Source organism: Thiomicrorhabdus arctica DSM 13458, from assembly GCF_000381085.1.
Lineage (GTDB): Bacteria > Pseudomonadota > Gammaproteobacteria > Thiomicrospirales > Thiomicrospiraceae > Thiomicrorhabdus > Thiomicrorhabdus arctica.
This window is the reverse complement of the sequence record NZ_KB905899.1, coordinates 160,252-184,077: the sequence shown is the minus strand read 5'-3', so window position 1 is coordinate 184,077 and position 23,826 is coordinate 160,252. Positions and strand designations below refer to the sequence as shown.

General features: G+C 41.8%; 23 protein-coding genes. 6 read left to right on the top strand and 17 right to left on the bottom strand.

Annotated features, from left to right (window positions below):
- Nucleotides 1–67: 67 nt before the first annotated feature.
- The 3 genes from ilvN to orn form a co-directional block, all read right to left on the bottom strand.
- On the bottom strand, nucleotides 68–559 hold the full coding sequence (gene ilvN / locus F612_RS0100800; RefSeq protein WP_019555838.1) for an acetolactate synthase small subunit: 492 nt from the start codon (nucleotides 557–559) through the stop codon (nucleotides 68–70).
- A gap of 9 nt (nucleotides 560–568) precedes the next feature.
- Nucleotides 569–2,272, bottom strand: coding sequence for an acetolactate synthase 3 large subunit (locus tag F612_RS0100795; RefSeq protein ID WP_019555837.1), 1,704 nt, complete (start codon nucleotides 2,270–2,272; stop codon nucleotides 569–571).
- A 408-nt stretch (nucleotides 2,273–2,680) separates the two neighbouring features.
- Entirely contained in the window at nucleotides 2,681–3,232 is a 552-nt protein-coding gene (gene orn, locus F612_RS0100790; RefSeq protein ID WP_019555836.1) for an oligoribonuclease, read from the bottom strand.
- Between the two features lie 97 nt (nucleotides 3,233–3,329).
- On the opposite strand from orn, the gene F612_RS0100785 reads away from it, so the two are divergent.
- From F612_RS0100785 to F612_RS0100765, 5 genes are all read left to right on the top strand, one after another.
- Nucleotides 3,330–4,589 (top strand): M48 family metallopeptidase, encoded by a 1,260-nt coding sequence (locus tag F612_RS0100785; protein ID WP_019555835.1) that lies wholly within the window; start codon nucleotides 3,330–3,332, stop codon nucleotides 4,587–4,589.
- A 59-nt stretch (nucleotides 4,590–4,648) separates the two neighbouring features.
- Nucleotides 4,649–4,990 (top strand): 4a-hydroxytetrahydrobiopterin dehydratase, encoded by a 342-nt coding sequence (locus F612_RS0100780; RefSeq protein ID WP_026329545.1) that lies wholly within the window; start codon nucleotides 4,649–4,651, stop codon nucleotides 4,988–4,990.
- 120 nt (nucleotides 4,991–5,110) lie between these two features.
- Nucleotides 5,111–6,169, top strand: a complete 1,059-nt coding sequence (gene rsgA, locus F612_RS0100775) for a ribosome small subunit-dependent GTPase A (protein WP_019555833.1) — start codon at nucleotides 5,111–5,113, stop codon at nucleotides 6,167–6,169.
- Between the two features lie 673 nt (nucleotides 6,170–6,842).
- The gene (locus F612_RS0100770; RefSeq protein WP_019555832.1) at nucleotides 6,843–7,148 is read left to right on the top strand and encodes a c-type cytochrome; all 306 of its coding nucleotides are present in this window, start codon (nucleotides 6,843–6,845) and stop codon (nucleotides 7,146–7,148) included.
- Between the two features lie 173 nt (nucleotides 7,149–7,321).
- Nucleotides 7,322–7,621, top strand: coding sequence for a c-type cytochrome (locus F612_RS0100765; protein ID WP_019555831.1), 300 nt, complete (start codon nucleotides 7,322–7,324; stop codon nucleotides 7,619–7,621).
- A 139-nt stretch (nucleotides 7,622–7,760) separates the two neighbouring features.
- On the opposite strand, the gene F612_RS0100760 is transcribed toward F612_RS0100765, so the two are convergent.
- The 12 genes from F612_RS0100760 to F612_RS0100705 all read right to left on the bottom strand — a co-directional run bounded on the left by F612_RS0100760 (nucleotide 7,761) and on the right by F612_RS0100705 (nucleotide 21,404).
- Complete coding sequence (locus tag F612_RS0100760) at nucleotides 7,761–11,624, bottom strand: DUF3683 domain-containing protein (RefSeq protein ID WP_019555830.1); 3,864 nt, start codon at nucleotides 11,622–11,624, stop codon at nucleotides 7,761–7,763.
- 153 nt (nucleotides 11,625–11,777) lie between these two features.
- On the bottom strand, nucleotides 11,778–13,208 hold the full coding sequence (gene der, locus F612_RS0100755) for a ribosome biogenesis GTPase Der (protein ID WP_019555829.1): 1,431 nt from the start codon (nucleotides 13,206–13,208) through the stop codon (nucleotides 11,778–11,780).
- Nucleotides 13,209–13,284: 76 nt separating this feature from the next.
- Nucleotides 13,285–14,508, bottom strand: coding sequence for an outer membrane protein assembly factor BamB (bamB, locus tag F612_RS0100750; protein ID WP_157760441.1), 1,224 nt, complete (start codon nucleotides 14,506–14,508; stop codon nucleotides 13,285–13,287).
- Between the two features lie 53 nt (nucleotides 14,509–14,561).
- A complete protein-coding gene (locus tag F612_RS0100745) occupies nucleotides 14,562–15,203 on the bottom strand; it encodes a YfgM family protein (RefSeq protein ID WP_019555827.1) in 642 nt (213 codons plus the stop codon).
- Between the two features lie 79 nt (nucleotides 15,204–15,282).
- The gene (gene hisS, locus F612_RS0100740) at nucleotides 15,283–16,557 is read right to left on the bottom strand and encodes a histidine--tRNA ligase (protein ID WP_019555826.1); all 1,275 of its coding nucleotides are present in this window, start codon (nucleotides 16,555–16,557) and stop codon (nucleotides 15,283–15,285) included.
- A gap of 149 nt (nucleotides 16,558–16,706) precedes the next feature.
- Nucleotides 16,707–17,177, bottom strand: a complete 471-nt coding sequence (locus tag F612_RS0100735) for a helix-turn-helix domain-containing protein (protein ID WP_019555825.1) — start codon at nucleotides 17,175–17,177, stop codon at nucleotides 16,707–16,709.
- Nucleotides 17,178–17,217: 40 nt separating this feature from the next.
- On the bottom strand, nucleotides 17,218–18,372 hold the full coding sequence (rlmN, locus tag F612_RS0100730; protein WP_019555824.1) for a 23S rRNA (adenine(2503)-C(2))-methyltransferase RlmN: 1,155 nt from the start codon (nucleotides 18,370–18,372) through the stop codon (nucleotides 17,218–17,220).
- Nucleotides 18,372–18,794, bottom strand: coding sequence for a nucleoside-diphosphate kinase (ndk, locus tag F612_RS0100725; protein ID WP_019555823.1), 423 nt, complete (start codon nucleotides 18,792–18,794; stop codon nucleotides 18,372–18,374). The genes rlmN and ndk overlap by 1 nt, the downstream gene beginning before the upstream one ends.
- A 119-nt stretch (nucleotides 18,795–18,913) precedes the next feature.
- The gene (locus F612_RS0100720) at nucleotides 18,914–19,240 is read right to left on the bottom strand and encodes a HesB/IscA family protein (protein WP_019555822.1); all 327 of its coding nucleotides are present in this window, start codon (nucleotides 19,238–19,240) and stop codon (nucleotides 18,914–18,916) included.
- 33 nt (nucleotides 19,241–19,273) lie between these two features.
- Nucleotides 19,274–19,705 carry an Rrf2 family transcriptional regulator gene (locus F612_RS0100715; protein WP_026329542.1) on the bottom strand — a complete coding sequence of 144 codons (432 nt, stop codon included), beginning with the start codon at nucleotides 19,703–19,705 and terminating at the stop codon, nucleotides 19,274–19,276.
- A gap of 124 nt (nucleotides 19,706–19,829) precedes the next feature.
- Nucleotides 19,830–20,615: a serine O-acetyltransferase gene (gene cysE / locus F612_RS0100710; RefSeq protein ID WP_019555820.1), complete on the bottom strand. Its 786-nt coding sequence runs from the start codon at nucleotides 20,613–20,615 to the stop codon at nucleotides 19,830–19,832.
- A gap of 9 nt (nucleotides 20,616–20,624) precedes the next feature.
- The gene (locus F612_RS0100705) at nucleotides 20,625–21,404 is read right to left on the bottom strand and encodes an RNA methyltransferase (protein ID WP_019555819.1); all 780 of its coding nucleotides are present in this window, start codon (nucleotides 21,402–21,404) and stop codon (nucleotides 20,625–20,627) included.
- A gap of 123 nt (nucleotides 21,405–21,527) precedes the next feature.
- On the opposite strand from F612_RS0100705, the gene F612_RS0100700 reads away from it, so the two are divergent.
- The gene (locus F612_RS0100700) at nucleotides 21,528–22,346 is read left to right on the top strand and encodes an inositol monophosphatase family protein (protein ID WP_019555818.1); all 819 of its coding nucleotides are present in this window, start codon (nucleotides 21,528–21,530) and stop codon (nucleotides 22,344–22,346) included.
- Between the two features lie 134 nt (nucleotides 22,347–22,480).
- Here F612_RS0100700 and rimI read toward each other — a convergent pair whose 3' ends face one another.
- Together rimI and F612_RS0100690 are read right to left on the bottom strand one after the other, a co-directional pair.
- The gene (gene rimI, locus F612_RS11880; protein ID WP_019555817.1) at nucleotides 22,481–22,966 is read right to left on the bottom strand and encodes a ribosomal protein S18-alanine N-acetyltransferase; all 486 of its coding nucleotides are present in this window, start codon (nucleotides 22,964–22,966) and stop codon (nucleotides 22,481–22,483) included.
- 71 nt (nucleotides 22,967–23,037) lie between these two features.
- A complete protein-coding gene (locus tag F612_RS0100690) occupies nucleotides 23,038–23,697 on the bottom strand; it encodes a hypothetical protein (RefSeq protein WP_019555816.1) in 660 nt (219 codons plus the stop codon).
- Between the last annotated feature and the right edge of the window lie 129 nt (nucleotides 23,698–23,826).

The window sequence follows — 23,826 nt, the reverse complement described above, 5'->3', positions numbered from 1 at the left end:
GAGTTTTGATTATCCGCTATTTTAAGGGCGGACAATTTTTAGTCAAGTATTACGCGGGTTTACCAGACTAGACGTGTAAACACTTTTCGCCGCGTAACACACCCACCGTTCCTGAACGCACGGTTTCCAGAATCAATCCTGAATCTAACGCATCAATGAAGGCATCTAATTTTTTAGATTGCCCGACCATCTGAATCGTATAGGTTGTCGTTGTCACATCAATAATATCGCCACGAAAAATATCCGCCAAGCGCTTATACTCTTCACGCAGATCACCCGTTGCTGAAAGTTTAATCAACATCAGTTCACGCTCAATATGTGAACCTTCGGTTAAATCCAGAACTTTGACCACATCTACTAAGCGATTAAGGTGCTTAACGATTTGTTCAACCTCTTGAGCTGTCCCACTGGTGACCAACGTTAAACGTGATAAGGAATCGTCTTCAGTTGGTGCAACCGTTAACGCGTGAATATTGTAGCCACGCGCTGAGAAAAGTCCTGACACACGAGATAAAGCCCCGGCTTCGTTTTCCATTAGCATAGAAATAATATGTTTCATCTTATACTCCTATACCAAAATCATTTCATTGAGACCTGCGCCTGCAGGAATCATTGGATAGACGTTCTCTTGTTGATCCGTGATGATGTCAACAAAAACCAAACGATCTTTATATTTCTCAGAGAACACTTCGTCCAACTGTGCCGTCATTGTTTTTGGATTGTCAATGCGCACACCGACATGACCGTAAGATTCCGCTAGTTTAACGAAATCAGGCAATGACTCCATGTAAGACATTGAATAACGTCGCTCATAGAAGAACTCTTGCCACTGACGAACCATACCTAAGAAACCATTATTTAAACAAATAATCTTGATCGCAAACCCATACTGTAAACAGGTTGATAGTTCCTGAATATTCATTTGAATAGAACCTTCACCGGTGACACAGACAATAATTTCATCTGGGAAAGCCAACGCCGCTCCCATGGCCGCCGGAAGACCGAAGCCCATAGTTCCTAAGCCGCCAGAGTTCAACCAACGACGCGGCTTGTCAAATGGATAGTACTGTGCCGCAAACATCTGATGTTGACCGACATCGGAAGAAACATAGGCGTCTCCCTTAGTCGCTTTCCAAACCGCTTCAACAGCCGCTTGAGGTTTAATTTTTGCCCCCATAGTGTCATAGCGAAGACATTCAGTCGCACGCCACTCTTCAATTTGAGCCCACCACGCAGCCAAAGCCTTTTCATCTGACTTTAATTTAGTTTTTTCCAAATTTGCCAACATTTCAGTGACGACTTGCTTCACTGGACCGACAATTGGAATATCGACTAATACGTTTTTCGAAATAGAAGCGGGATCTATATCGACGTGAATAATTTTAGCATCCGGACAGAATTTTTCTAAATTCCCGGTCACACGGTCATCAAAACGGGCGCCTATCGCAATGATCAAATCACTGTGATGCATTGATAAATTGGCTTCGTAAGTACCGTGCATACCCAACATACCGACAGATTGTTTATCGGACGCTGGAAAAGCGCCCAAACCCATCAATGTTTGAGTAATCGGAAATCCTAGTTTATGCGTTAACTCTGTTAACTCGGCTGAAGCATCACCTAAAATGACTCCTCCACCCGTATATAAAATAGGTCGTTTAGCTGAAAGCATCATTTCTACAGCTTTCTTAATCTGTCCGCTATGCCCTTTTGTTACAGGCAAGTAGGAGCGCATCTCAACTTCTTGTGGGAATGCATAGTTGCTTTTGGCGGTTTGTACATCTTTCGGAATGTCGACCACAACCGGGCCAGGTCGGCCAGTTGTTGCTAAATAAAATGCTTTTTTGAGCGTAATAGCAAGGTCATCGACATTCTTGACCAAGAAGTTGTGTTTGACGATGGGTCTTGTAATCCCTGTGGTATCAATCTCTTGAAATGCATCTAAACCGATCAGTGACGTAGCCACCTGACCCGTAATGCATACCAACGGAATTGAATCCATATAGGCGGTCGCGATCCCAGTGACGGCATTAGTCGCCCCGGGTCCCGAGGTTACAAGAACCACTCCTGGCTTTCCTGTAGAGCGCGCATAACCGTCTGCAGCATGCACTGCAGCCTGTTCGTGACGGACTAAAATATGGCTTACTTTTTTAGCGTCAGTATCAAGGGCATCATAAATAGGCAAAACAGCTCCACCAGGATACCCCCAAATATGCTCTACGCCCTCATCTTCTAGGTAGTTTACAAGAATTTGAGCACCAGTCATTTCCACAACATTGGTCCTTTTAATTACGTTAAATCCTTCCAAAAATAGACTGCATTTATCTGATATTTAAATAGACAAAAAAGACGATCCGAAAAGACTAACTAAGGTTTATTAATACATCCACGTGGTTTGCACGCGGAAAAGGAAGGATTATATAAAATTTTGAGCGTGTTATAAACCCAAAGCCGTGCTTTGTTTGAATAAATTTGCCATATAAGGTCTAAATTGGAAACCTTTAGGAAGAAAAGCATTATCTTCAAACCTAAACTCACCACTCGAAAATATAAAGTGAGCTTGAATTTTGCATTAAAAAGCTATCGATTACACGTTTTTCACTAAAAACGGCTAACGGCTTAATACACTATTTAGAGTCTCCCTATAATGAACGTTAAGGGACCATAACGCTTTTTAGCTTCAATTGAATTCTGCCACAAACATATTTTTCCGGTAGTGCTGTAACTCATCAATGGACTCATGAACATCCGCTAATGCTAAATGCGCACCACTTTTATTATGTGATTGATAAACCTTCGGCGCCCAACGTCTAGCAAGTTCTTTAAGCGTGCTGACGTCCAGATTTCGATAATGGAAAAATCGTTCTAACGAGGGCATCTGCTCAACCATAAATCGACGATCCTGACAAATACTATTACCACACATTGGAGACTTCCCTGCAGACACATATTGCTTTAAAAATTCAATGGTTAAGCGTTCAGCGTCTTGCATCGTCACCCAACTTTCTTGAACTCTTTTGGTTAACCCGGATTTTCCATGGTGCGTGGTGCACCATTCCCCCATACTATCAAGCGTAGATTGCTCCGTTTGGATAGCCAATACAGGCCCTTCGGCTAATACATTCAATTCACTGTCGGTAATCACCGTTGCTATTTCAATAATTCGATCTGTTTTAGGGTGTAATCCGGTCATTTCCAAATCAATCCAAATTAAATTCTTATCAGACTTCATAATAGGTTCTCTTTTCACATACAATATGTCGTTATATTAACGTAAAAACTCCTTTTAAAAATAGAAACCCCAACATCTAAACGGTAGAAAGAGCCTTATGAACTGGATTACCCCTTTATTCTTATTCGCCCTAAGCTTAAATGTCTTAATTGAAGTTTGGCTTAATATCAAAAATCAATTCCATATCGGGAAGCATCGCCAAAGTGTGCCTGAAGAATTTAGTGACGTGGTGACCTTAGAAGCCCACCAAAAGGCCGCTGACTACAGTCGTTCTAAATTACAACTCAGTCGTTTGGGATTGTTTTATGATGCCGCTATCTTGTTATTTATGACATTAGGCGGAGGTTTTCAAGACATCTATAACCTCTGGTTAACCACGGCCTTAGACCCTGTTTGGCGAGATGTGGTATTTTTACTTTCTGCCTTATGGTTTGTCTCTTTATTGCATCTGCCTTTTTCGATTATAAGCACCTTCAAAATTGAAGCTGCATTTGGGTTTAATAAAACGACTCCGCTAAAATTCTTCACAGACTTGTTAAAGCAGTGGGCCTTAATGATCGTATTAGGTATCCCGCTTATCTGGGTGGTAGTCAGCATTATGACGAATTATATTGACCAGGCCTGGTGGTTTTATACTTGGGTAGTTTGGATGAGTTTTCAGTTTGTTTTGATGTGGGCTTACCCAAAATGGATTGCACCGATTTTCAATAAATTCTCACCCTTAGAAGATGAAGCAATGAAACATCGTATTAGCCAGTTGTTAGAGCGCACCGGATTCGAATCTAACGGCATTTTTGTGATGGATGGTTCATCGCGTTCAGGCCATGGCAACGCTTACTTCACAGGCATGGGTAAAAACAAACGCATCGTGTTCTTTGATACCTTATTAGAGAAACTCAGCCCAGAAGAAGTGGAAGCGGTCTTAGCCCATGAGTTAGGCCACTTCAAACATGGTCATATTCGCCAAAAATTGATTGAAAGCACCGTCTTGACCCTAGCAGGATTAGCCTTACTGGGCTGGTTGATTCAATTACCCGCGTTTTACAGTGGTTTAGGAATGAGCTCTCAAACACCAGCCATTGCCCTACTGTTGTTTATGACCGCCGTTCCCACACTGTTCTTTTTCATGGGGCCAATCAGTGCACTTAAAAGCCGTAAACATGAATTTGAAGCCGATGCATTTGCCGCAAAACATGTGGGTGCAGAACATCTGATTTCTGCCTTATTGAAAATGTACCGAGATAATGCCAGCACCTTAACGCCTGACCCGAGTTTTTCGGCTTATCATGATAGCCATCCACCCGCTAAAATTCGTATTGACCATTTAAAAACGTTAATCGGCAAGAATCATCATTAGAAAATTCGTCACAAAGGCGACGTCAAATTCATTTAGACATTATAGGGATGACATCAAAAATGACTTTATCACAAGAACTGACTCAATTACGCTGTGAAGAGATACCGAAAGGGGCTAAGCCTTTAATCATTCCAGCCATTGAAAGCAACTTAAGCCATTTAACGGGCTGGGATGCACCGCTAAATTATCTAAACATGTCTAAAACCTTTAGCTTTAAAAACTATCAGCAGACCATAGGTTTTGTAAATGCGGTCACTTGGTTAGCGAATAAAGAAGATCATCATCCGCAAATCTGTTTTGGCTACAACAGTGCAAAAATCACGTTGACCACCCATAATGCCAAAGGCTTAACCAATAACGACATGATTATGGCCGCTAAAATTAACGCTCTACTGGATTAATGGACATTAAGTGATTAGCCGACTCCAATCTTGTGGTAATTCTTTATTGGGTTTCACTTCACACGTCACATTAGGTTTCTCACTTTAGTTACACACTAAAAATAAGGTTTCAATCACTTTATGGCCAAACGTAAACTCACTGACCAGCAAACCCGCCGAGTCAACACCAAAAGACAAAAGCAAACTTCTGAAAAAAGTGCTGCTGACACGTCTGCTGTTCTGCCTAAAAAAACCTCTGATATGAGTTTGCTTGGGACGGAACAACCTGGCCTAGTCATTACCAGCTTTGGAAAACGCGTTTTAGTGGAAGCAGAATCGGGCGAACATTTTAAGTGCGCCATTCGCCAGCACCTGGGGAAACTTGTTGCAGGCGATCAGGTCATTTGGCAAACGGATATTGAAGCAGGTACTGGCGTAGTGGTGAGCGTTTTACCCCGAACTCATGAATTTAGTCGTCCAGGTTTTCGAGGCCAAACGCGAATGATTGCGGCAAATATCGATTTTATTGGTATCGTGATGCCGGTATTACCAGGCATTCATCCTGATATGATTGACCGCTATTTAGTCGGTGCTGCCCAGCTAGACATACCGGTAATTATCATCATTAACAAAGTCGATTTATTAGAGGACGATGAAGATTGGGATACTATTGCGGCACTGTTGGAACCCTATGCAGAACTTGGGATTGAAATTCTACCCGCTTCCACGATCTCGCAGGCTGGACTGCAAGAACTGAAGAGCTTTATGAATAGCAAAAATAGCGTTTTTGTGGGTCCATCAGGTGCAGGTAAGTCTTCTCTGATTAATGCCCTAATCCCTGATTTAGGCATTCGAGTTGGCACGCTCTCTGAAGCCACAGGGCTGGGCAAACACACAACAACAAACAGCATTCTATATCACCTACCCAGCATGGATCAATCCCAACAAGATGGTGGAAATCTCATCGATTCTCCCGGCATTCGACAGTTTAGTCCAACCGCTTGTTCAGTTAATGAACTCGCAAGTTACTACCCTGATTTTGCACCCTTTTTAGGTCACTGTAAATATAATAACTGCACGCATAGCATAGAACCCAACTGTGCCATTAAAGATGCGGTTGAATCGGGTAAGATAGCTTACAGTCGTTACTTGAGCTTCCAGCGCATGCTTGAAGAGTTTAAAAGCGAACCTGAACACTAACTAGGGAGGGGGGATCTCCACACAGTTACAGAATCAGCTCTAGTCGATACTTAATTAGGTTAGGTTGGATACGCCTCTCTAAAGGCCTGCCAACAAAACCGACAGTCCATACAATAAGACAGTACTCCCAAATATCGCCACTATCCAGAATAAAAACACCCAACCCAAATGAATAGATTTTTGGGCTAATTTCAACACTAGCCAGCTTATCCCTGTCAACACTAATACAACTAACCACAATCTAATCAAAATCACTTCCTCGTGCTATAACACTTTTAATCCGTTGGGTTCGTTAGGCATTCAAAACAACTCACTCATTTTGTCATTGAGGTCAATTAAATCCACGACCGATGCTTTTCACTTCTATATCAAAGACCATTTTACCGAACAAACTATCATTATATTCACTTAATAGACAATTGAAATGAAAGTGGTGAACCTAATTTAAAATACCGATCAGGGACCTAATTTCATACTCGAAGACAGCCTTTTTAAAGAGAAACGTTAATTTCTATCAATACTTTATACCCCCTATTACTTATTAAGGCATCTTTCCAGTAAATATTAAGGATTGCTCAACTCTTCTATCTTGACTCAGAAGGCCTTTTCGACTGTAATAGGCACCAGGGTCGAAAGGCCCGAACCATTTAAATAGTGCTTTGGAGAGTACATTATGAAAAATACAATTATTGCTCTGGCTGCGGCTGGATTAGTTTCTTTTGGTGCAGCTGCTCAAGCTGCTGACGCAAATGCGGGTAAAGCTTCTTTCGCTACATGTGTAGGTTGTCACGGTATGGCTGCTGAAGGCGGAGTTGGTCCTAAATTAGCAGGTCAAGCTGCAGCAGATATCGTTGCTAAATTGCACAAATACAAAAATGGTGAGCAAATAGGTCCTATGACTTCTATGATGGCTCCAATGGCTGCTGGTCTTTCTGACGCAGACATTGAAAACATCGCTGCTTACACTTCTTCTCTATAATTTATAGCGTTTTAGTGAAAAACCGCCTTCGGGCGGTTTTTTTTTACCTCAAATTTATTCTATCAAAGAGACAGTAAGTTGAACTCTTTGAGTTTGTCGCTTGATTTACAAGTAGACATGGCTTTAAATAAGGTAATAAAAATTTCAACTATTTAAATTCAAAGAGAATGATGATGAAAACATTACTACTTACAGCAATCACGACGGGTTTCTTATTTTCTGTTTCAGCCAACGCGATGGATGCCCCAGCTAAATCGGTCACCTGTGTCGGTTGCCACGGTGCGGCTGGAAACAGCATGGTGCCAAACTTTCCTAAACTAGCCGGACAGCATGCAACCTACCTTGAAAAACAACTGAAAGACTTCCGTGATGGCTTCCGTAAAGACGCCACTATGGCTGCTTTTGTTAAAGGGTTAACCGATAAAGAGATCAAAGATCTAGCGGCTTATTATGCGGCACAAACGCCTAAATAGCTGATTTTTAAAGTGACCAGGCCTGGTCACTTTAGATTAGGTTTGTAATATCTGTTCATTATCTACCTGAACCCCATAAAAAAAGGCGCTTATTCATGAATAAGCGCCTTTTTTGGGTCTGCTATTTTTAACTTTGCCTTTAAAGCAGAACCTTCTCCACACCTTCTAACTTTAGTTGCTGGACAAAATCTTTCTGCCACTGCTCACCTAATAGATTCTTGGCTAATTCAACGACAATATAGTCCGTTTTCAACCCCGTTTCGCCTTCATAACGATTCAAACCTTGCTGACATGCCGGACAAGACGTTAATATTTTAACATTGCCTTTATCCGCTTTTGTTTCACCCGTGAGCTCCTGGATACCATTCTGTAGTTCGATGGTTTTTCTATAACGTAATTGCTCCGCAATATCCGGTCTGGAGGTTGCCAGAGTCCCCGCTTCACTACAACAACGATCAGAGAATAAAACCTCTTCTGTTTTCAATAAGTCCTTAGCAACCTGGGTACCATCTTGTTTTTTCATCGGGTCATGGCATGGTGCGTGATAAAGATATTTCGTCCCGGTCGCATTATCCAAACTTACCCCTTTTTCTTGTAAATATTCATGGATATCCAGTAGACGACAGTCTGGAAAAATTCGTCCAAACTCATATTTAAGCAGTTGATCCATACAAGTACCACAAGAGACAATAACCGTTTTTATATCCAGATAGTTAAGCGTATTGGCAACTCGATGGAACAATACTCGATTCTCGGCGGTAATTTGATCCCCTTTCTCAGCCTGACCAGCGGCCGTCTGAGGATAACCACAACAGAGATAACCCGGAGGTAAAACCGTCTGCGCGCCAGTTTCTGACAGCATCGCTATGGTTGCTAACCCAATATCACTAAACAACCTTTCTGAACCACAACCAGGAAAATAGAAGACCGCATCCGATTCATCCGTCACTTTTTGAGGGTTACTGATTATCGGTACCATATTGGCTTCTTCCAAGCCTAATAATGCGCGTACAGTCGGTTGGTTTGGCCCCGTATTCAAAGGCTTACGCACGAAATTAATCACTTGCTGTTGAATCGGTGCTATTTTATTCGACTTTGCAGGAAGTTCAGATTTTCGTCCAAACAAACCAAAAGTCTTAGCCACTCGATGCGCGAGCGTAATACCGACGGCACTCCAACCAATCATGACCTTTCTTAAAAGTTTTACAGTAAACGGTTGTTTCGTATTTAGAAAAAACAGTGCCATTTTAGTCGTGAATGAAAAACGCTTCTTCCCCATATTCGTCAGGATATTTCGCATGCGAATAGACACATCGCCAAAATCTATATTCACAGGGCAAGGATCTTCACACTTATGACAAGTGGTGCAATGATCAGCCACATCATTCATGGCCTCAAAATGCTTAAAGGAAATACCACGACGAGTCTGCTCTTCATATAAAAATGCTTCAATAACCTGCCCGGTTGCCAAAATTTTGTCACGGGGTGAATATAGCAAATTGGCGCGAGGAATATGTGTCTGACAAACAGGTTTACACTTACCACAGCGTAAACAATCCTTGATGTCATTATTCAGTTCATCAATTGCACTGGCTTCTAAGATAATCGCTTCCTGATTGACCAAACTTAAAGATGGGGTATAAGCGTTATCCAGACTTGAACCTGGCATCAACTTACCTCTATTGAAATGACCGTTAGGATCGACTCTGTTTTTATACTTTACAAAAGCTTCAATCTTAGAGGTTTCTAGATATTGAATTTTAGTTAAACCAATACCATGCTCACCAGAAATAACGCCCCCTAGACGCTTGGCTACTTGCATAATGCGATCGACAATGCCTTCGGCCAAATGCACCATTTCATAATTGCCTGAGTGCACAGGTATATTTGTATGAATATTTCCATCACCCGCGTGCATATGCAAAGCAACAAACAAGCGCGCCGTACGGATCTCGGCATGAATGCTGTCTAAACGCTTATGCAACGCTGCAAAATCATGACCTAAAAAGGTATTCGCCAAAAATTCTTTCACTTCAGTACGATGTGACAAAATTGTTTCACGTCTTAAAAACAGACTCGCTAAGGTATCACCCTCTCGAACGTTCGCATGGGATTCTTGTGGTAATAAGTTCAAGCACTCTACTGCTGGGCTTTCTAGTCGTTCAAGTTTTGCCAACCAGCGTGCTTTGACCGTTTTAAAGTGTGCAAGGGTCTCTTCTACCTTGCCCCTAAAATAGTTGGAAGGACCTGAGACATCCTCAAAATCATCCGCTTGGATGAACTCTGGAATATCCCCTTCAAAGTATTCAATATAAGCATCTAAAATATCAATCTTATTTTTGATCGACATTTCAATATTGATTTTTTCAATTTCAACATTATATTCATTCAAACGATCTAGCGGGATCACCACATCTTCATTGATTTTAAAGGCATTCGTATGTGATGAAATCGCGGCGGTACGCGTACGGTCTAACCAGAAACGTTTACGTGCTTCCTCACTCACAGCGATAAAACCTTCTGCATTGCGTTTATTTGCAAGTGCAACAATTTCACTACATGTATTAGCAACTTCAAAACCATTTTCACCACAGATATCGGCCAACAGGAGCATTTTAGGCAGCTCTTTACGAGTAGCTTTCGTATTGTATTTAACCGCCTTAATATAACGATCATCCAAATGCTCTAATCCGGCAATCAGGATGCCTTCTTTTTTCTTAGATTCAACGAAATCAATAATTTCAACAATGGCAGGCACTGCAAGACTAAGATCGGTACCAAAAAACTCCAGACAAACGGTACGGGTATGGCTTGGCATACGATGGACAATAAAACGGCTAGAAGTGATTAACCCATCACAGCCCTCTTTTTGAACACCCGGCAAACCGCTTAAAAACTTATCGGTAACGTCTTTACCCAGGCCGGCTTGTCTGAATCCAGTCCCTGGAATCTCTAAACGTTCAGTATCACCAATTTGAGTCACGCCATCTTTTTCAAAACGACGAATATCAAATAAAACGGTTTTTTGATCCTGTAATTTGCCTAAATTATGGTTAATACGTTCAACTTCTAACCATTTGGCATCCGGAGTGACCATCCGCCATGAAGCTAAGTTATCCAGAGTCGTACCCCATAATACCGCCTTTTTACCACCCGCATTCATCGAGATATTGCCGCCAATCGTTGAGGCATCCTGCGAGGTCGGGTCTACAGCAAAGACATACCCTGCTCGTTCAGCTTGCTCAGAAACACGACGCGTGACGACACCTGCACCTGTTTTAACCGTCGCAACCTTACCAATTTGAGGTAATTCAACCTGTTCAACCAGTCCTAAATACTCAAGTTTCTCAGTATTAATCACAACCGTATCAGCATGCAATGGAATGGCGCCCCCGGTATAACCGGTTCCACCACCGCGCGGAATAATGGTTAAACCCAATTCAATGCACGCTTCAACCATCTCAATAGTTTCTTGTTCATTGTCGGGTTTAAGGACCACTAAGGGCAGCTCCACACGCCAATCTGTCGCATCAGTTGCATGAGCAACACGTGATAAACCATCAAAATCGATATTATCTTCGCGGCATATCTTTTTAAGACGTTTGGTGACTTTGGCGCGAAGAAGAATTTGCTGAGGGAACCAATCTGCAAACTTGGTAACAGCCTCTTTCACGTCGTTTAAAAGCTGCTCGGCAACCTTATTGTTATTCAAGCGTTTTTCAACTTCCTTTAAACGATGCTGAAGCGCTTTTATGAGTGCATCACGTCTTTTAGGATTTTCAATTAAATCCCCTTGAATATACGGATTACGCGTAATGACCCACATATCCCCCAATACTTCAAACAGCATCCGTGCCGATCGCCCTGTATTACGCGTTTCACGCAGAGACTGAATCGTCTCCCAACACGACTCACCAATAAATCTTAGGACAATTTCCTTGTCTGAGAAAGAGGTATAGTTGTATGGAATTTCGCGAATACGTTTTGTCGGTTTTGAACTCATAGTACTGTCTTAGCTCTCTAAAGAAGTTAGGGTGAATCGGGCTATTCATTTGGATTAGATGAGTGTAGGTGAAATGCTGATCATATGAACGGGTCAACAACTGTTATCAAAACAGTAAACCCGTCAATCTAATCCCGCTTTATATCTACCTGCTTATTTACGTTTTTTCTGTGTTTTTTTAGCGATTTTTTTCTTGGCTTTGAATGCAGAAGAGGCATCGGTTTTGACTTTGTATTGCAATTGCTTGCTCTTACGACCTTCAAAAGGGTTAACGGTGGCTTTAAATTCAATTGTAATCGGTGTGCCAACCCACTGAAAGGCTTTCCGGAATACGCTCACTAAATAACGTACATACGCTTGTGGCAGCTTATCGACTTGACTACCATGGACAATGACTCGTGGTGGATTTAGCCCACCTAAGTGCGCATAACGCAGCTTAACACGACGTCCGGAAATCAGTGGCGGCTGATGATCCAAAACAGCCTGTTCTAACACACGGTTTAAATCGGAAGTGGAAACTCTTTTAAAGGCCGCCATATGCACCGCGTTGACCGTTTTGAAAAGATCACCAACCCCTGTACCGTGCAAAGCTGAAATCAGGTGTTGTTTTGCATACTCTGCAAACGATAAACGGAAACTTAATTCATGTTTCACTTTTTTACGTTGATCTTCCGATAAGTTATCCCATTTATTAACGGCGAGTACTAAGCCTCGTCCAGACTCAATCGCTAAACCTAATAACGTTAAATCTTGATCGGTTAATCCTTCAGAACCATCAATCACTAAAATGACCACATGCGAATCACCCATCGCTTCAATCGCTTTAACAATGCTGAATTTTTCAATTTTCTCAGAAATGTTTTTACGACGCCTGACGCCTGCAGTATCGATCAAGGTATATTCTTGACCATCGCGTTCAAAAGGGACAAAGATACTGTCTCGGGTAGTGCCTGGCATATCAAATGCCACCACGCGTTCTTCACCAATCATGCGGTTAATCAAAGTCGATTTTCCGACGTTAGGACGACCAATAACGGCAACACGAATCCCTGGATGACTGTCTAGATCTGACTCCGCCGAGGCTTCCGATTCTGGAATTTTTGCCAGAATGTGTTCCATACAGACGGTGACGTTATCGCCATGCGCAGAGGATATCGCTATTGGCTTACCTAATCCCAGCTGAAAGAAATCAGAGGTGGTCACATCATGGTCATGCCCCTCCGCTTTGTTAACAACGACTTGAACAGGCTTATCAAACTGACGAATATACTTTGCAATTTTTTCATCGGCGGACACAATTCCCTGACGACCATCAACTAAGAAGATAATTGAATCTGCCTCTTCTAAAGCAGAGGTTACTTGACCTGCCATCAGCGGATCAACACCATCCACTTCTCCGCTTAAACCACCGGTATCAACAATGATATAAGGACGGCTGCCGACACGGCCCGTGCCATATTGACGGTCACGGGTCAAGCCTGGATAATCTGCAACAATGGCATCTCGGGAGCGAGTTACGCGATTGAATAATGTAGATTTCCCAACATTAGGTCTGCCAACTATGGCGATAACCGGTTTACTCATTTGTGTCTATTACCTATTTTCAATGTTTCACTGTAAATTTTCACGACATCACTTTATCGCGGAAAAAACGTCTAAGTTAAAGGTCTGTTTCGCTAGTGTGTTCTGCATGCTCTGCTTTAAATAGAGCTAAATTAGACGGCTTAACGCTGTAATGGGTAATCACGCCTTCATCATCCAATAATGTTATTGTTGTGCCATCCACTTTGACACGCAAAATCCGATCCCCATCTCCATATTCATTACTGTGTTTTACACGTGAGGATTCAGTCCCTTGAATACTGTTCATCCAATGCAGATAACCCCAACCATCAACCACTAATAGTTCATCGTTATATAGGGTTAAGTCACCAACCAAACGACCTTTAAAAGCATCCTGTTTCCAGAGTTGAGCACCACTTAACAGATCAAGCGCATGAATCACATCACTATCATCGACTACAAATATAGTGGACTCAGTGACAACAAAGTCTCGGTAGCCTGAAATTTCTTTCACAAAGTAGAAATTACCATTTTCTGGGTTAATAGAAACTAATTTGCCGTGAAAGCCCATGGCAATCAGACGATTCTGTTTCATTACGAGGCTAGATTGCACATCAACCATTCGTTCCAAGTCAGTGCGTCCTTTAGGAACCGCGACACGAGTTTCCCACAAAAGTCCACCAGACTTTGCTGAAAGTGCTTGAATAGAGCCACTTTCCCAGCCAACATAAAGAGTACCTTCATGGTAAAGAACGGGAGGTGAACCACGCAATGATAAGCTAGGCATCTGGTGCTCTGCCACCCACACGATGGCACCACTGTTAACATCAAGTGCGTACAATTTTCCATCAACGGTACGTGTAAAAACTTTTTGCTCTGCAATCACGGCATGACTCATGACTTCACTCGAAAGTTGTGTCTGCCAAATAATGCTACCATCAGTGGCTGACAAAACGATGACTTGCCCTTTGGCAGTACCGATAATTAACTTGTCACCATATTTTGCAGGACCGGATACGATAGGGATCGCAAATTTAGTCTCCCAGACAACCTGATCGGTCCAACGACGGGTATTTTCTTTTTTTAATGCGACTACATAACCGGTTGAATTGGCAACATACAAATTATCAACATCTTCGGAAAAGAACAGACCTTCTGAATCTTTGTTAGGCATTGTTTCGGTTTTAACTTGCCAGTCTTTATGAAGTGTATAGTGAGATTCAAGAGGTGCCAACGCTGTTGGTTCCTTGATCACCTTTGGTGTTGAACAACCACTTGAAATAATCGCAAGTAATCCTATAAAAGCAAAACGCATTTTCATTCTTGGAACCAACCTTTATTTAAAACATTCAATTACGATGAATGATTTTGGACTTATTTTGATAAGTCATCTAATTGAACTTGAGCTAGACCCAGTAGGTTTTTTTCAGTATCTACATTCGTTACGACCTGTTCGAATGCCTGCTGTGCAACAGCTTCATTACCCTGCGCTAAAGCGACTAAACCTGAAACATAATCAAAGTTTGCTTTTTCTGCACGGTCCAAATTGGCCTGAGATAATGTGTTTAAGTTTTTTTCTGCGGCAGCAAAAGCGTTAGTGTCCGCTTGAATACGGGCGACCCTTAATAGCGCTAGATGACGTAACTGAGTATCTTCTGCTGTTTCAGAAACCCACGTTAAATGCTGAATCGCCTCATCCGTATCACCCTTCTCTAAGCTGTACTTAGCATATAACATCGCCGCACCAATCGCATATGGGCTTTCTGGCTGTTCTTGAACGAGCTTCAAAGCTTCACGTGAGACTTCACCAAAGGTTCCTTGCTGCATACTACCTTGCAAGACTTCAAACAGTGAAGAAGCATTAGTCGATTCAACTGACTTAGCATTGCTCCAATAACGCCAGCCTGAAAAGACCAAGACAGCAATTAAAATAACTGTGAGTAACTGTGATCCATTCTTTTTCCACCAAGCTTTAATCGCGTCAAGCTGTTCATCTTCTGTTTCGTAACGACTCATCTTTGAAAACCTTTATTTAAAATAATTTAAAAAATATGTTTAAAACATCTATAAATTTGTAGGGATATTAATCTGACCTTTAGGCTGGAAACAATTGAGACAAATGCCCAATTAAGTTATCCCACGCAACCGTTTGTTGTTCAGAGTTATCTCTCAACGGCTTAAGTGCGACGATCTTATCAGCTATTTCCTGCTCACCTAAAACAATCGCGTACTTGGCGCCAGATCTATCTGCCTTTTTGAACTGGCTTTTAAAGCTCCCACCACCACAGTTCATCTGAACATTTAAATGGGGTAAAGCATCTCTCACCATTTCAGAAATGACCAGGCCTGGTCGCTCCACATTATCGCCAAAAAGCACAACATAGATATCGGGCGTTGTCACCGCAGGCACCTTGTCGCCATCGATCAATAAGGCCGCTAAACGCTCAATACCCATTGCAAAACCGACAGCGGGTGTAGGTTTGCCACCGATTTGCTCGACTAAACCATCGTAACGACCACCGGCACAGACAGTACCTTGCGCACCTAATTCAGTCGTCACCCACTCAAATACCGTTCGATTATAATAATCCAGTCCGCGAACCAAGTTAGGATTGACGACATAGCTTATACCCAAATCATCTAAATGTGATTTCAGCAGATCAAAATGAATATTTGATTCTTCATCTAAATGATTAAGCAATTTTGGGGCGCCTTCGACAATATCCTTCATATCCGGATTTTTAGTGTCCAAAATACGCAAAGGATTCGTCTCAAGCCTTCTTATACTGTCTTCATCCAACTGATCTTTAACATCAGACAGATAAGCCACAAGTTTTTCTCTGTAGTCGACTCGAGCTTCCTGACTGCCTAATGAGTTGATTTGCAGTTCAAGTTTTTCTAGCCCTAACTTTTCCCATAAACGTGCCGTTAGAACGATTAATTCTGCATCAATATCCGCGGTTGCCAAACCAAAGACTTCAACTCCAAACTGGTGAAACTGACGATAGCGGCCCTTTTGTGGACGTTCATATCGAAACATAGGTCCAGTGTAGAAAAGCTTTTGTATTTGATTGTGTGCCAAACCGTTTTGAATGACGGCACGCACACAACCTGCTGTGCCTTCTGGACGTAAAGCCAAGCTTCCGCCACTGCGATCTTCAAAGGTATACATCTCTTTTTCGACAATATCCGTGACTTCACCGATTGAACGTGAAAACAACTCTGTTTTCTCGACAATCGGCAACCGAATTGAGTGATAACCATACTGTTTTAAAGTCTGTTCTGCTGTCGCGACCAAGTAGTCGAATGCATCAACCCCGTCACCGTATATATCATTCATTCCACGAATGGCTGTTATTTGCTTTGCCATATTCTTCTTGTACTCTTTTCTTTTACGAAATCTTTAACTACTTAAGCCAAAACTTCTATTTTTTAAATTTAATTTTTGTTATTTAGGGCGCTGACAATAGTGGAATATTGCTCATTTCGGACTCATCCGCTCTTCTCGTTTTGAATCTATCAAGGTAATTTAAGCTGTTTTGGTACATCTATCTGACTGTCCACTTGCGTGGGAACTTTTTCTGTCTGAGTATTATTTGGTAGAAACCCCTTAAACATATATACGATCGCCACTATGATCACTACGAGAAACAGTAACTTGATAAAAAAACCACCGAGAAGCGGTTTACCGACTGGCACGCTATAACGACGTACGGAATGCAATTGATTCTGCGCATCACTTTCTTGTTGTAAAAAACGTTCGTATTCGGCCTTCTCCAATCCAAGGTAGGTCGCATAGTTCCGAACATATCCTCTTTCAAAAAAGGTTAATTCTCCCGGGACGAGGGAATCATCTTCCAACTTATTGATCTGAACAAGTGATAAATTTAACAGACCACAGACATCCTCTTTACTCAACCCTTTCGCTTTACGGGCCTCTACAAGCTTTTGATTTAATGGGATTTCAATTATTGTCTTCTCATCAGTCATGTCAACTCCTTATCGCTGGTAAAGCCTGATATCTGCAAAGCTATTTTGCATCAAACTCTACACGGTGTAGTGTACGTTTAGTTCGATCTGAAACCTTACCCGCCAACTGGCCACAGGCCGCATCAATATCGTCGCCACGTGTTTTACGTACAGTTACTTGCAAACCGCCCTCTTCAAGTATCGCTCTAAAACGGTGAATTGCATTATTAGAAGATCGTTGATATTCCGTATTGGGAAATGGATTAAACGGAATGAGGTTTACCTTACACGGCAAGTTACCTAATAATTCAATCAATTGATGAGCATGCTCTATATGATCATTCACTTTATCCAACATGACATATTCGATCGTGACATGTTTTTTACTGTGCCCGCCTTCCACATAGCGATACAAACTTGGCATTAGAATCGCAAGCGGATACTTTTTATTGATCGGAACCAAAACATCTCTAAGGTCATCGTTTGGAGCGTGTAATGATATCGCTAAACTTACATCCAGTTCTGATTTAATCATGTCAATCGCGGGCACCACACCAGAGGTACTAATAGTCACTCGGCGTTTCGACAAGCCATAAGCATAGTCATCCATCAAAATACGTGCTACCGGAAAGACATGCTTTACATTTAGTAATGGCTCTCCCATCCCCATAAAAACAACATTAGAAATAACTCTTTCTTCTTTGGGTTTACAGCCTAATGCCTTATTGGCAACCCAGACCTGGGCAATAATTTCCCAATTTTCCAAATTACGGTTAAACCCTTGTTGACCTGTCGAGCAGAAAGTACACTCTAATGCGCATCCAACTTGAGATGAGATACACAAGGTACCACGGTTTTTTTCAGGAATAAAAACGACTTCAACAGCATTATTGTTATCAACTTCCAATAACCATTTAATCGTTCCATCATCTGAATGCTGTTCTGCAACCACCTTTGGTGTACGCACATTAGCGACCTGCTTCAGCTTGTCACGTAGCGCTTTACTCAAATTGGTCATTTCGTCAAAATCACTTACGCCAAATTGATGAATCCACTTCATCACTTGGGTGGCACGGAAAGGTTTCTCACCAATTTCGGTAAAATAGGCCTGCATGGCCTCTCTATCCATCCCTAACAGATCCGTCTTTTGAACGACTTTCGTTTCAGGCACGGTAAGTGAAATAGGATTCGATTGCAAAAGCGGTTCTAATGTCATTATGGTCGGTCACACAGTTCGTTTGGCGTAAAAAAGTAACTAATTTCACGTTCTGCACTTTCAGCTGAGTCAGAACCATGTGCTGAGTTCTCACGTACCGATATAGCAAAGTCTGCTCTAAGAGTTCCTTTAGCGGCTTTAGTTGGGTCTGTCGCTCCCATTATTTCACGATTTTTCAAAATCGCATTATCGCCTTCAAGTACTTGCACAATAACGGGTGCTGATATCATATATTGAATGAGAGGTTCGTAAAACTCACGCCCCTTATGTTCTGCGTAAAAACCTTCAACTTCTTGTAACGTTAAACGTTTCATTTTAGAGGCAATTATACGCAAACCACCCTCTTCAAATCGTTGTGTAATTTTGCCAATGAGATTTCTTGATACGGCGTCTGGTTTAATGATTGAGAAAGTACGTTCCACGTTCCTGTTCCTTAAAATTTTTAATTGAGATATTTTAACAACTATTCGACCACCCTGCAGAAAAACAAAAGCCCCGGAGAAAACGCCAGGGCTCTTTTGAATTAGAATGACATTAGAGACTAAACCGTAAATGATTCTCCACAACCACAACTCTCTTTTACCTTCGGGTTTTTAAATTCAAACCCTTCATTTAAAAGACTCTCTTGAACATAATCAATTTCCATTCCATCGATATTTTCCAGACTCTTGGCATCAACCACTAATTTGGTACCAAAACTCTCGAAAACTGTGTCTGCAGACTCTATTTCATCTGCATAATCGACTACATAGGAAAAGCCCGCACATCCACTAACTTTTGTAGACACTTTAAGCCCAACACCATGCCCGCGTTTTGCAATCATTTTCTTGACTCGATTTGAAGCCGCTTCCGTGAGTGTTACTGCCATATATCCTCCTTAAAATTGTCACTTAAACTTAATTTAGCCAAATGAAATTTCTTTTGGTCCATTTTGTTTTTTATCAATTATCTTTTGCAACGTAATACTTTTTAAGTAGCCATCAATCATACCACTTAAATCATTCCATAACTCATGCGATAAACACTGCTCTCCACCGTGGCAATCTTCTCTACCAGCGCATTTTCTCGCATCGACAGATTCATCAACGGCATGAATAATTTGACTAACTGAAATGTCATCCGCTGCCCGACTCAAACGATAACCACCGCCAGGACCTCTTGCACTCAAAACCAGTCCCGCTTTTTTTAATTTCGAAAATAACTGCTCTAAATAAGAAAGAGAGATGCCTTGACGCTCTGAAATCAAAGACAAAGTAATCGCCCCATTCACTTGATTTAATGCGATATCAAGCATGGCAGTCACCGCATAACGCCCTTTTGATGTAAGTTTCATAAGTAAGCCTAAATTAAGATAATAGTTAACAGTCATTCATTTAAGCTACGAATTCTATAATAACCTACTAAACAACTCAAGTATTATCGTTCTCTCTAACCTATTAAAAACATTCTACAAAGGACTATTTTGTGGATTTTAAGTGCGCCGCCTGTACTGGATCATCTGGCTCTAAAACGACGTCATCTAACTTAGGCAAGTCCATTTCGATGGTTTCCCCACCAATTTTCGAAAGAGCTTGTGCCATTTTTTCTAATTTTTCATCCTGTACTTGTATGTGATCCAAAAGACTGTAAATTGCTTTTTCGACAGGGTCCGCCATCTCCTGACCTACACCATAAGCGTCAAAACCAATCTTATCTGCCATTTTTGCGCGACGCGTTTCTAGATCTTCCCCTTTACGCTCGACCTCTCGCCCAGGAATTCCGACTACTGTTTTACCCGCAGAGACCGATTTAACCACGACTGCATTAGAACCGATACGCGCATTATCACCAACTTCAATTGGTCCCAAAACTTTTGCGCCGGCACCGACAACAACGCCATTGCCCAAGGTAGGATGGCGCTTACCTGTTTTCCAAGAGGTGCCACCCAACGTCACACCATGATACAAGGTACAATCATCACCAATTTCAGCCGTTTCACCAATCACCACTCCCATACCGTGATCAATAAAAAAACGTTCGCCGATCTTTGCTGCGGGATGAATTTCAACACCGGTAAACCAACGTGCAAGCATCGAAATCAGTCGCGCCAACCACTTAAGACCCTTATTCCATAACCAGTGCGTGAGTCGGTACCACATAATGGCATGCAAGCCTGGGTAGGTTGTCAAGACTTCAAACGTATTGCGTGCAGCGGGGTCTCTTTCAAAAACACAACGCACATCTGAACGTATTTTTTCGAACATCCGACTCTCCTATTTAGTGACAATTACTTTGCTATAAGCAGGCTCTTTGCCCGCCTTTCTTTGTGCTGCACTTAAAATACCGCGTAAAATATCAATCTCTTTTCGATCTAACTCTGTACGATTAAATAGACGGCGTATACGTCGCATAAAACGTGCATTCTTATTCGGGTCTAAAAACTCTATATCTTGCAATGCCTGAAACATGTGTTCATAAAAACCTTCCAACTGCTCAGTGTTCGCTAACTGGCTACGAGTCGATTTCTCAGACGTTGAGGTAAGTTGCGCGGCCATCAAACACTCATATGCAAAGACTTGAACAGCAGCACTGATATTCAGTGAGCAATAGACGGGATTCGTTGGAATGTGCGCTAGATAATGACACTTATCCATTTCTGCATTACTTAACCCGGAGTCTTCACGGCCAAACACCAATGCTACAGCACCATCTGAGACAGTCTCCATCGCCAAGGCAGCCGTCTCTCGGACATCTAACTGTGGCCAAGACACTTTTCTCAGTCGAGCACTGGCCCCCACCACTAGTTTTGTACCAACCAAGGCGTCATCTAGAGATTCCACCACCCTAGCAGAATTAAGCACATCTGCCGCACTTGAGGCTCGGGCAGAGGCCACTACGCTCGGAAATTCTTTGGGTTTAACCAAGACCAATTGACTCAGGCCCATATTTTTCATGGCGCGTGCAATCGCCCCAATATTGCCAGGATGAGAGGTTTCAATAAGCACCACTCTAATATTCGCTAACCCTGGGTTAAGACTGTAGTCTTCTATCATGCTCACTTTCCGTTATAATCTATTTATTCGTGTGAATTGCCGGACTTCTTGCCGTCGTATCCTAGCATTTTAACCGTTCAATCAACAATAAGCACCCTGCTTCAACCATACTAAAGGCTTAATATGCACCCATTACTCAATATCGCCACCCTTGCAGCACGTGCAGCGGGTGGAAACATCATGCATCATTACTCGCGTATCGACCAATTAAACGTCGAGCAGAAAGGAAAAAATGATTATGTCAGCGAGGTGGATAGAGAAGCTGAAAACACTATCATCCAAACCATTAAAAAATATTATCCTGAACACCATATTATGGCTGAAGAGAGTGGTATCAAAAAAGGTAAGAAAGGTATACGTGGCGTTTCCGATATTGAATGGATTATTGACCCATTAGATGGCACAACCAACTTTTTACACCAATTCCCACAATTCTGTGTCTCTATCGCGGTACGTGAAAAAGGCAAAATAATGCACGCTGTTATCTTTGATCCTGTTCGTGATGAAATGTTTACCGCTACCCGAGGACGTGGTGCTTTCTTAAACAACCACCGCATCCGTGTTAGCCAGCAAACGACCTTAGAAAATGCTTTATTGGCAACAGGCTTTCCCTATAAAGACTTCAGTTACATCGACCCATACATGAATAGCCTTAAAGCCTTTATGACCTCAACAGCTGGAATTCGTCGTGCGGGATCAGCTGCATTGGATCTAGCGTATGTTGCTTGTGGCAGAGTTGATGGTTACTGGGAATTTAATTTAAAACCTTGGGATATTGCTGCAGGCTCACTGCTGGTATTAGAATCTGGTGGTCTAGCAACCGATCTTAAAGGTGGAGAAAACTTCTTAGACAGTGGAAACATCATGGCAGCAAACCCTAAATTATTTAAAGAAATGGCTCAAACTATTGCTAAAACAATCCCTGCTGAGTTACGTCGTTAAATCGATCATTTAAACAAAAACTCAATAATACAAACCCGTCACGAGAATAGTATTCAGCAATCTCGTGACGCAATGTATCTTAAGCAAACTCTACCTCCGCCTATCTTCCTGTCAACACCAAGCTAATACGACTATTAATCAACGAGTGAATAAGACATCAAAATAGCATCCTCTCGCTCTTCGACTAATTCCATCGCTTGCTCATCCCAAACCTGAGCACGATAGTATCCCTTACGTACACCATCTTCAGAAAAGCCAATGGATTGATATAGCTTAATCGCGGGTTCATTAGATGCTCGTACCTCTAAGAATACAATCTGAAATGCATTTTCTTTGAGTTTTGCAAAAATCTGCTCCAAGGCCGGTCGAGCAATTCTTCTACCTTGATGTTCTGGTGCAACACATACATTCAACAAAGTCGCTTCATCAAGCACCGGTAGTACACAGCAATATCCCAGACTTTTATGATCTTCATCCTTGAAAAGATAATTTAAACCTTGATTCATACTATTTTCAAAGCCCTTTAACGTCCAGGGAAAATCATAAGCTCGCTGCTCAACCGACATCACCCATGGTAAGTCGGCATCTTGTAACACTTGAAGATAACTGAATCCAGACAACTTTAAACCCTAATTTAAGAACCTAAGATAAAACCCAAGGTAAGAACCGTTAAAATGATAAGCATGTAATATTAAAATTGATTGTTAAGTTCAATCACAGCATGGTAAAAACTCTGCTTTGCATAAGGATCAGACAACATTGACTCTAAATCAGGGACTGAAACGACATGCACCCCCTCAACCAACTGTTCAGATATAGGATGCTCATCATCCATGGTCAATACCCAATCAACCCCAAGGCCAATAATCTCTTCCATCGTGGTAAAAATCATCTCCTCTGAAACCAGATGTGAGGTATCAAAAAAAGTCATTCGCGATTCATCCCAATCAAACGCCAGCATAATATTTTGCCAAAGCTGCCAAGCCAGAGTCTCATCATTTTGCCAAAATCCGTCCAGACCAGCACCTAATACAACAATATTCGATCCCACATTTGAAGACAAAGACAGAGCATCAACAAGTGGCTTTTCAATGACGGTTTTTTGCTCAGAACGATCTATGTGAATATCGGAATTTTCTTTTAACGGATTGGCATCATCTGATGATTGTTCAGTAATACCTTCAGAGTCTAAGGCAAGGTCTACACTTAAAGCACTAACGGCCTGTTCTGGCTTGCATTCCACTGTATCATCATTATTATGCGGATGGAATGCAAAGTGACCCGGTCTGATCGACCAATTAACCCCACCCATTTGCTCGAATAATGCACTCGAAAAGACTGTTTTAGACATGAATATCCTTCAATAAAAAACAACTCGTTATAAAAGAGGATAAACCCTTAAAAATATAAATAGCAGTTACCTAAGCGTAAAAATTAAGAAGTAAACGCCTAACAAAGAGTGCTGGCGTTTAAAAGAATG

Coding starts and splice junctions, on each gene's coding strand:
- ilvN (WP_019555838.1), bottom strand. CDS start 559: ATGAAACATATTATTTCTATGCTAATGGAAAACGAAGCCGGGGCTTTA.
- orn (WP_019555836.1), bottom strand. CDS start 3,232: ATGAAGTCTGATAAGAATTTAATTTGGATTGATTTGGAAATGACCGGA.
- F612_RS0100785 (WP_019555835.1), top strand. CDS start 3,330: ATGAACTGGATTACCCCTTTATTCTTATTCGCCCTAAGCTTAAATGTC.
- F612_RS0100780 (WP_026329545.1), top strand. CDS start 4,649: ATGACTTTATCACAAGAACTGACTCAATTACGCTGTGAAGAGATACCG.
- rsgA (WP_019555833.1), top strand. CDS start 5,111: ATGGCCAAACGTAAACTCACTGACCAGCAAACCCGCCGAGTCAACACC.
- F612_RS0100770 (WP_019555832.1), top strand. CDS start 6,843: ATGAAAAATACAATTATTGCTCTGGCTGCGGCTGGATTAGTTTCTTTT.
- F612_RS0100765 (WP_019555831.1), top strand. CDS start 7,322: ATGAAAACATTACTACTTACAGCAATCACGACGGGTTTCTTATTTTCT.
- F612_RS0100760 (WP_019555830.1), bottom strand. CDS start 11,624: ATGAGTTCAAAACCGACAAAACGTATTCGCGAAATTCCATACAACTAT.
- der (WP_019555829.1), bottom strand. CDS start 13,208: ATGAGTAAACCGGTTATCGCCATAGTTGGCAGACCTAATGTTGGGAAA.
- bamB (WP_157760441.1), bottom strand. CDS start 14,508: ATGAAAATGCGTTTTGCTTTTATAGGATTACTTGCGATTATTTCAAGT.
- F612_RS0100745 (WP_019555827.1), bottom strand. CDS start 15,203: ATGAGTCGTTACGAAACAGAAGATGAACAGCTTGACGCGATTAAAGCT.
- hisS (WP_019555826.1), bottom strand. CDS start 16,557: ATGGCAAAGCAAATAACAGCCATTCGTGGAATGAATGATATATACGGT.
- F612_RS0100735 (WP_019555825.1), bottom strand. CDS start 17,177: ATGACTGATGAGAAGACAATAATTGAAATCCCATTAAATCAAAAGCTT.
- rlmN (WP_019555824.1), bottom strand. CDS start 18,372: ATGACATTAGAACCGCTTTTGCAATCGAATCCTATTTCACTTACCGTG.
- F612_RS0100720 (WP_019555822.1), bottom strand. CDS start 19,240: ATGGCAGTAACACTCACGGAAGCGGCTTCAAATCGAGTCAAGAAAATG.
- F612_RS0100715 (WP_026329542.1), bottom strand. CDS start 19,705: ATGAAACTTACATCAAAAGGGCGTTATGCGGTGACTGCCATGCTTGAT.
- cysE (WP_019555820.1), bottom strand. CDS start 20,615: ATGTTCGAAAAAATACGTTCAGATGTGCGTTGTGTTTTTGAAAGAGAC.
- F612_RS0100705 (WP_019555819.1), bottom strand. CDS start 21,404: ATGATAGAAGACTACAGTCTTAACCCAGGGTTAGCGAATATTAGAGTG.
- F612_RS0100700 (WP_019555818.1), top strand. CDS start 21,528: ATGCACCCATTACTCAATATCGCCACCCTTGCAGCACGTGCAGCGGGT.
- F612_RS0100690 (WP_019555816.1), bottom strand. CDS start 23,697: ATGTCTAAAACAGTCTTTTCGAGTGCATTATTCGAGCAAATGGGTGGG.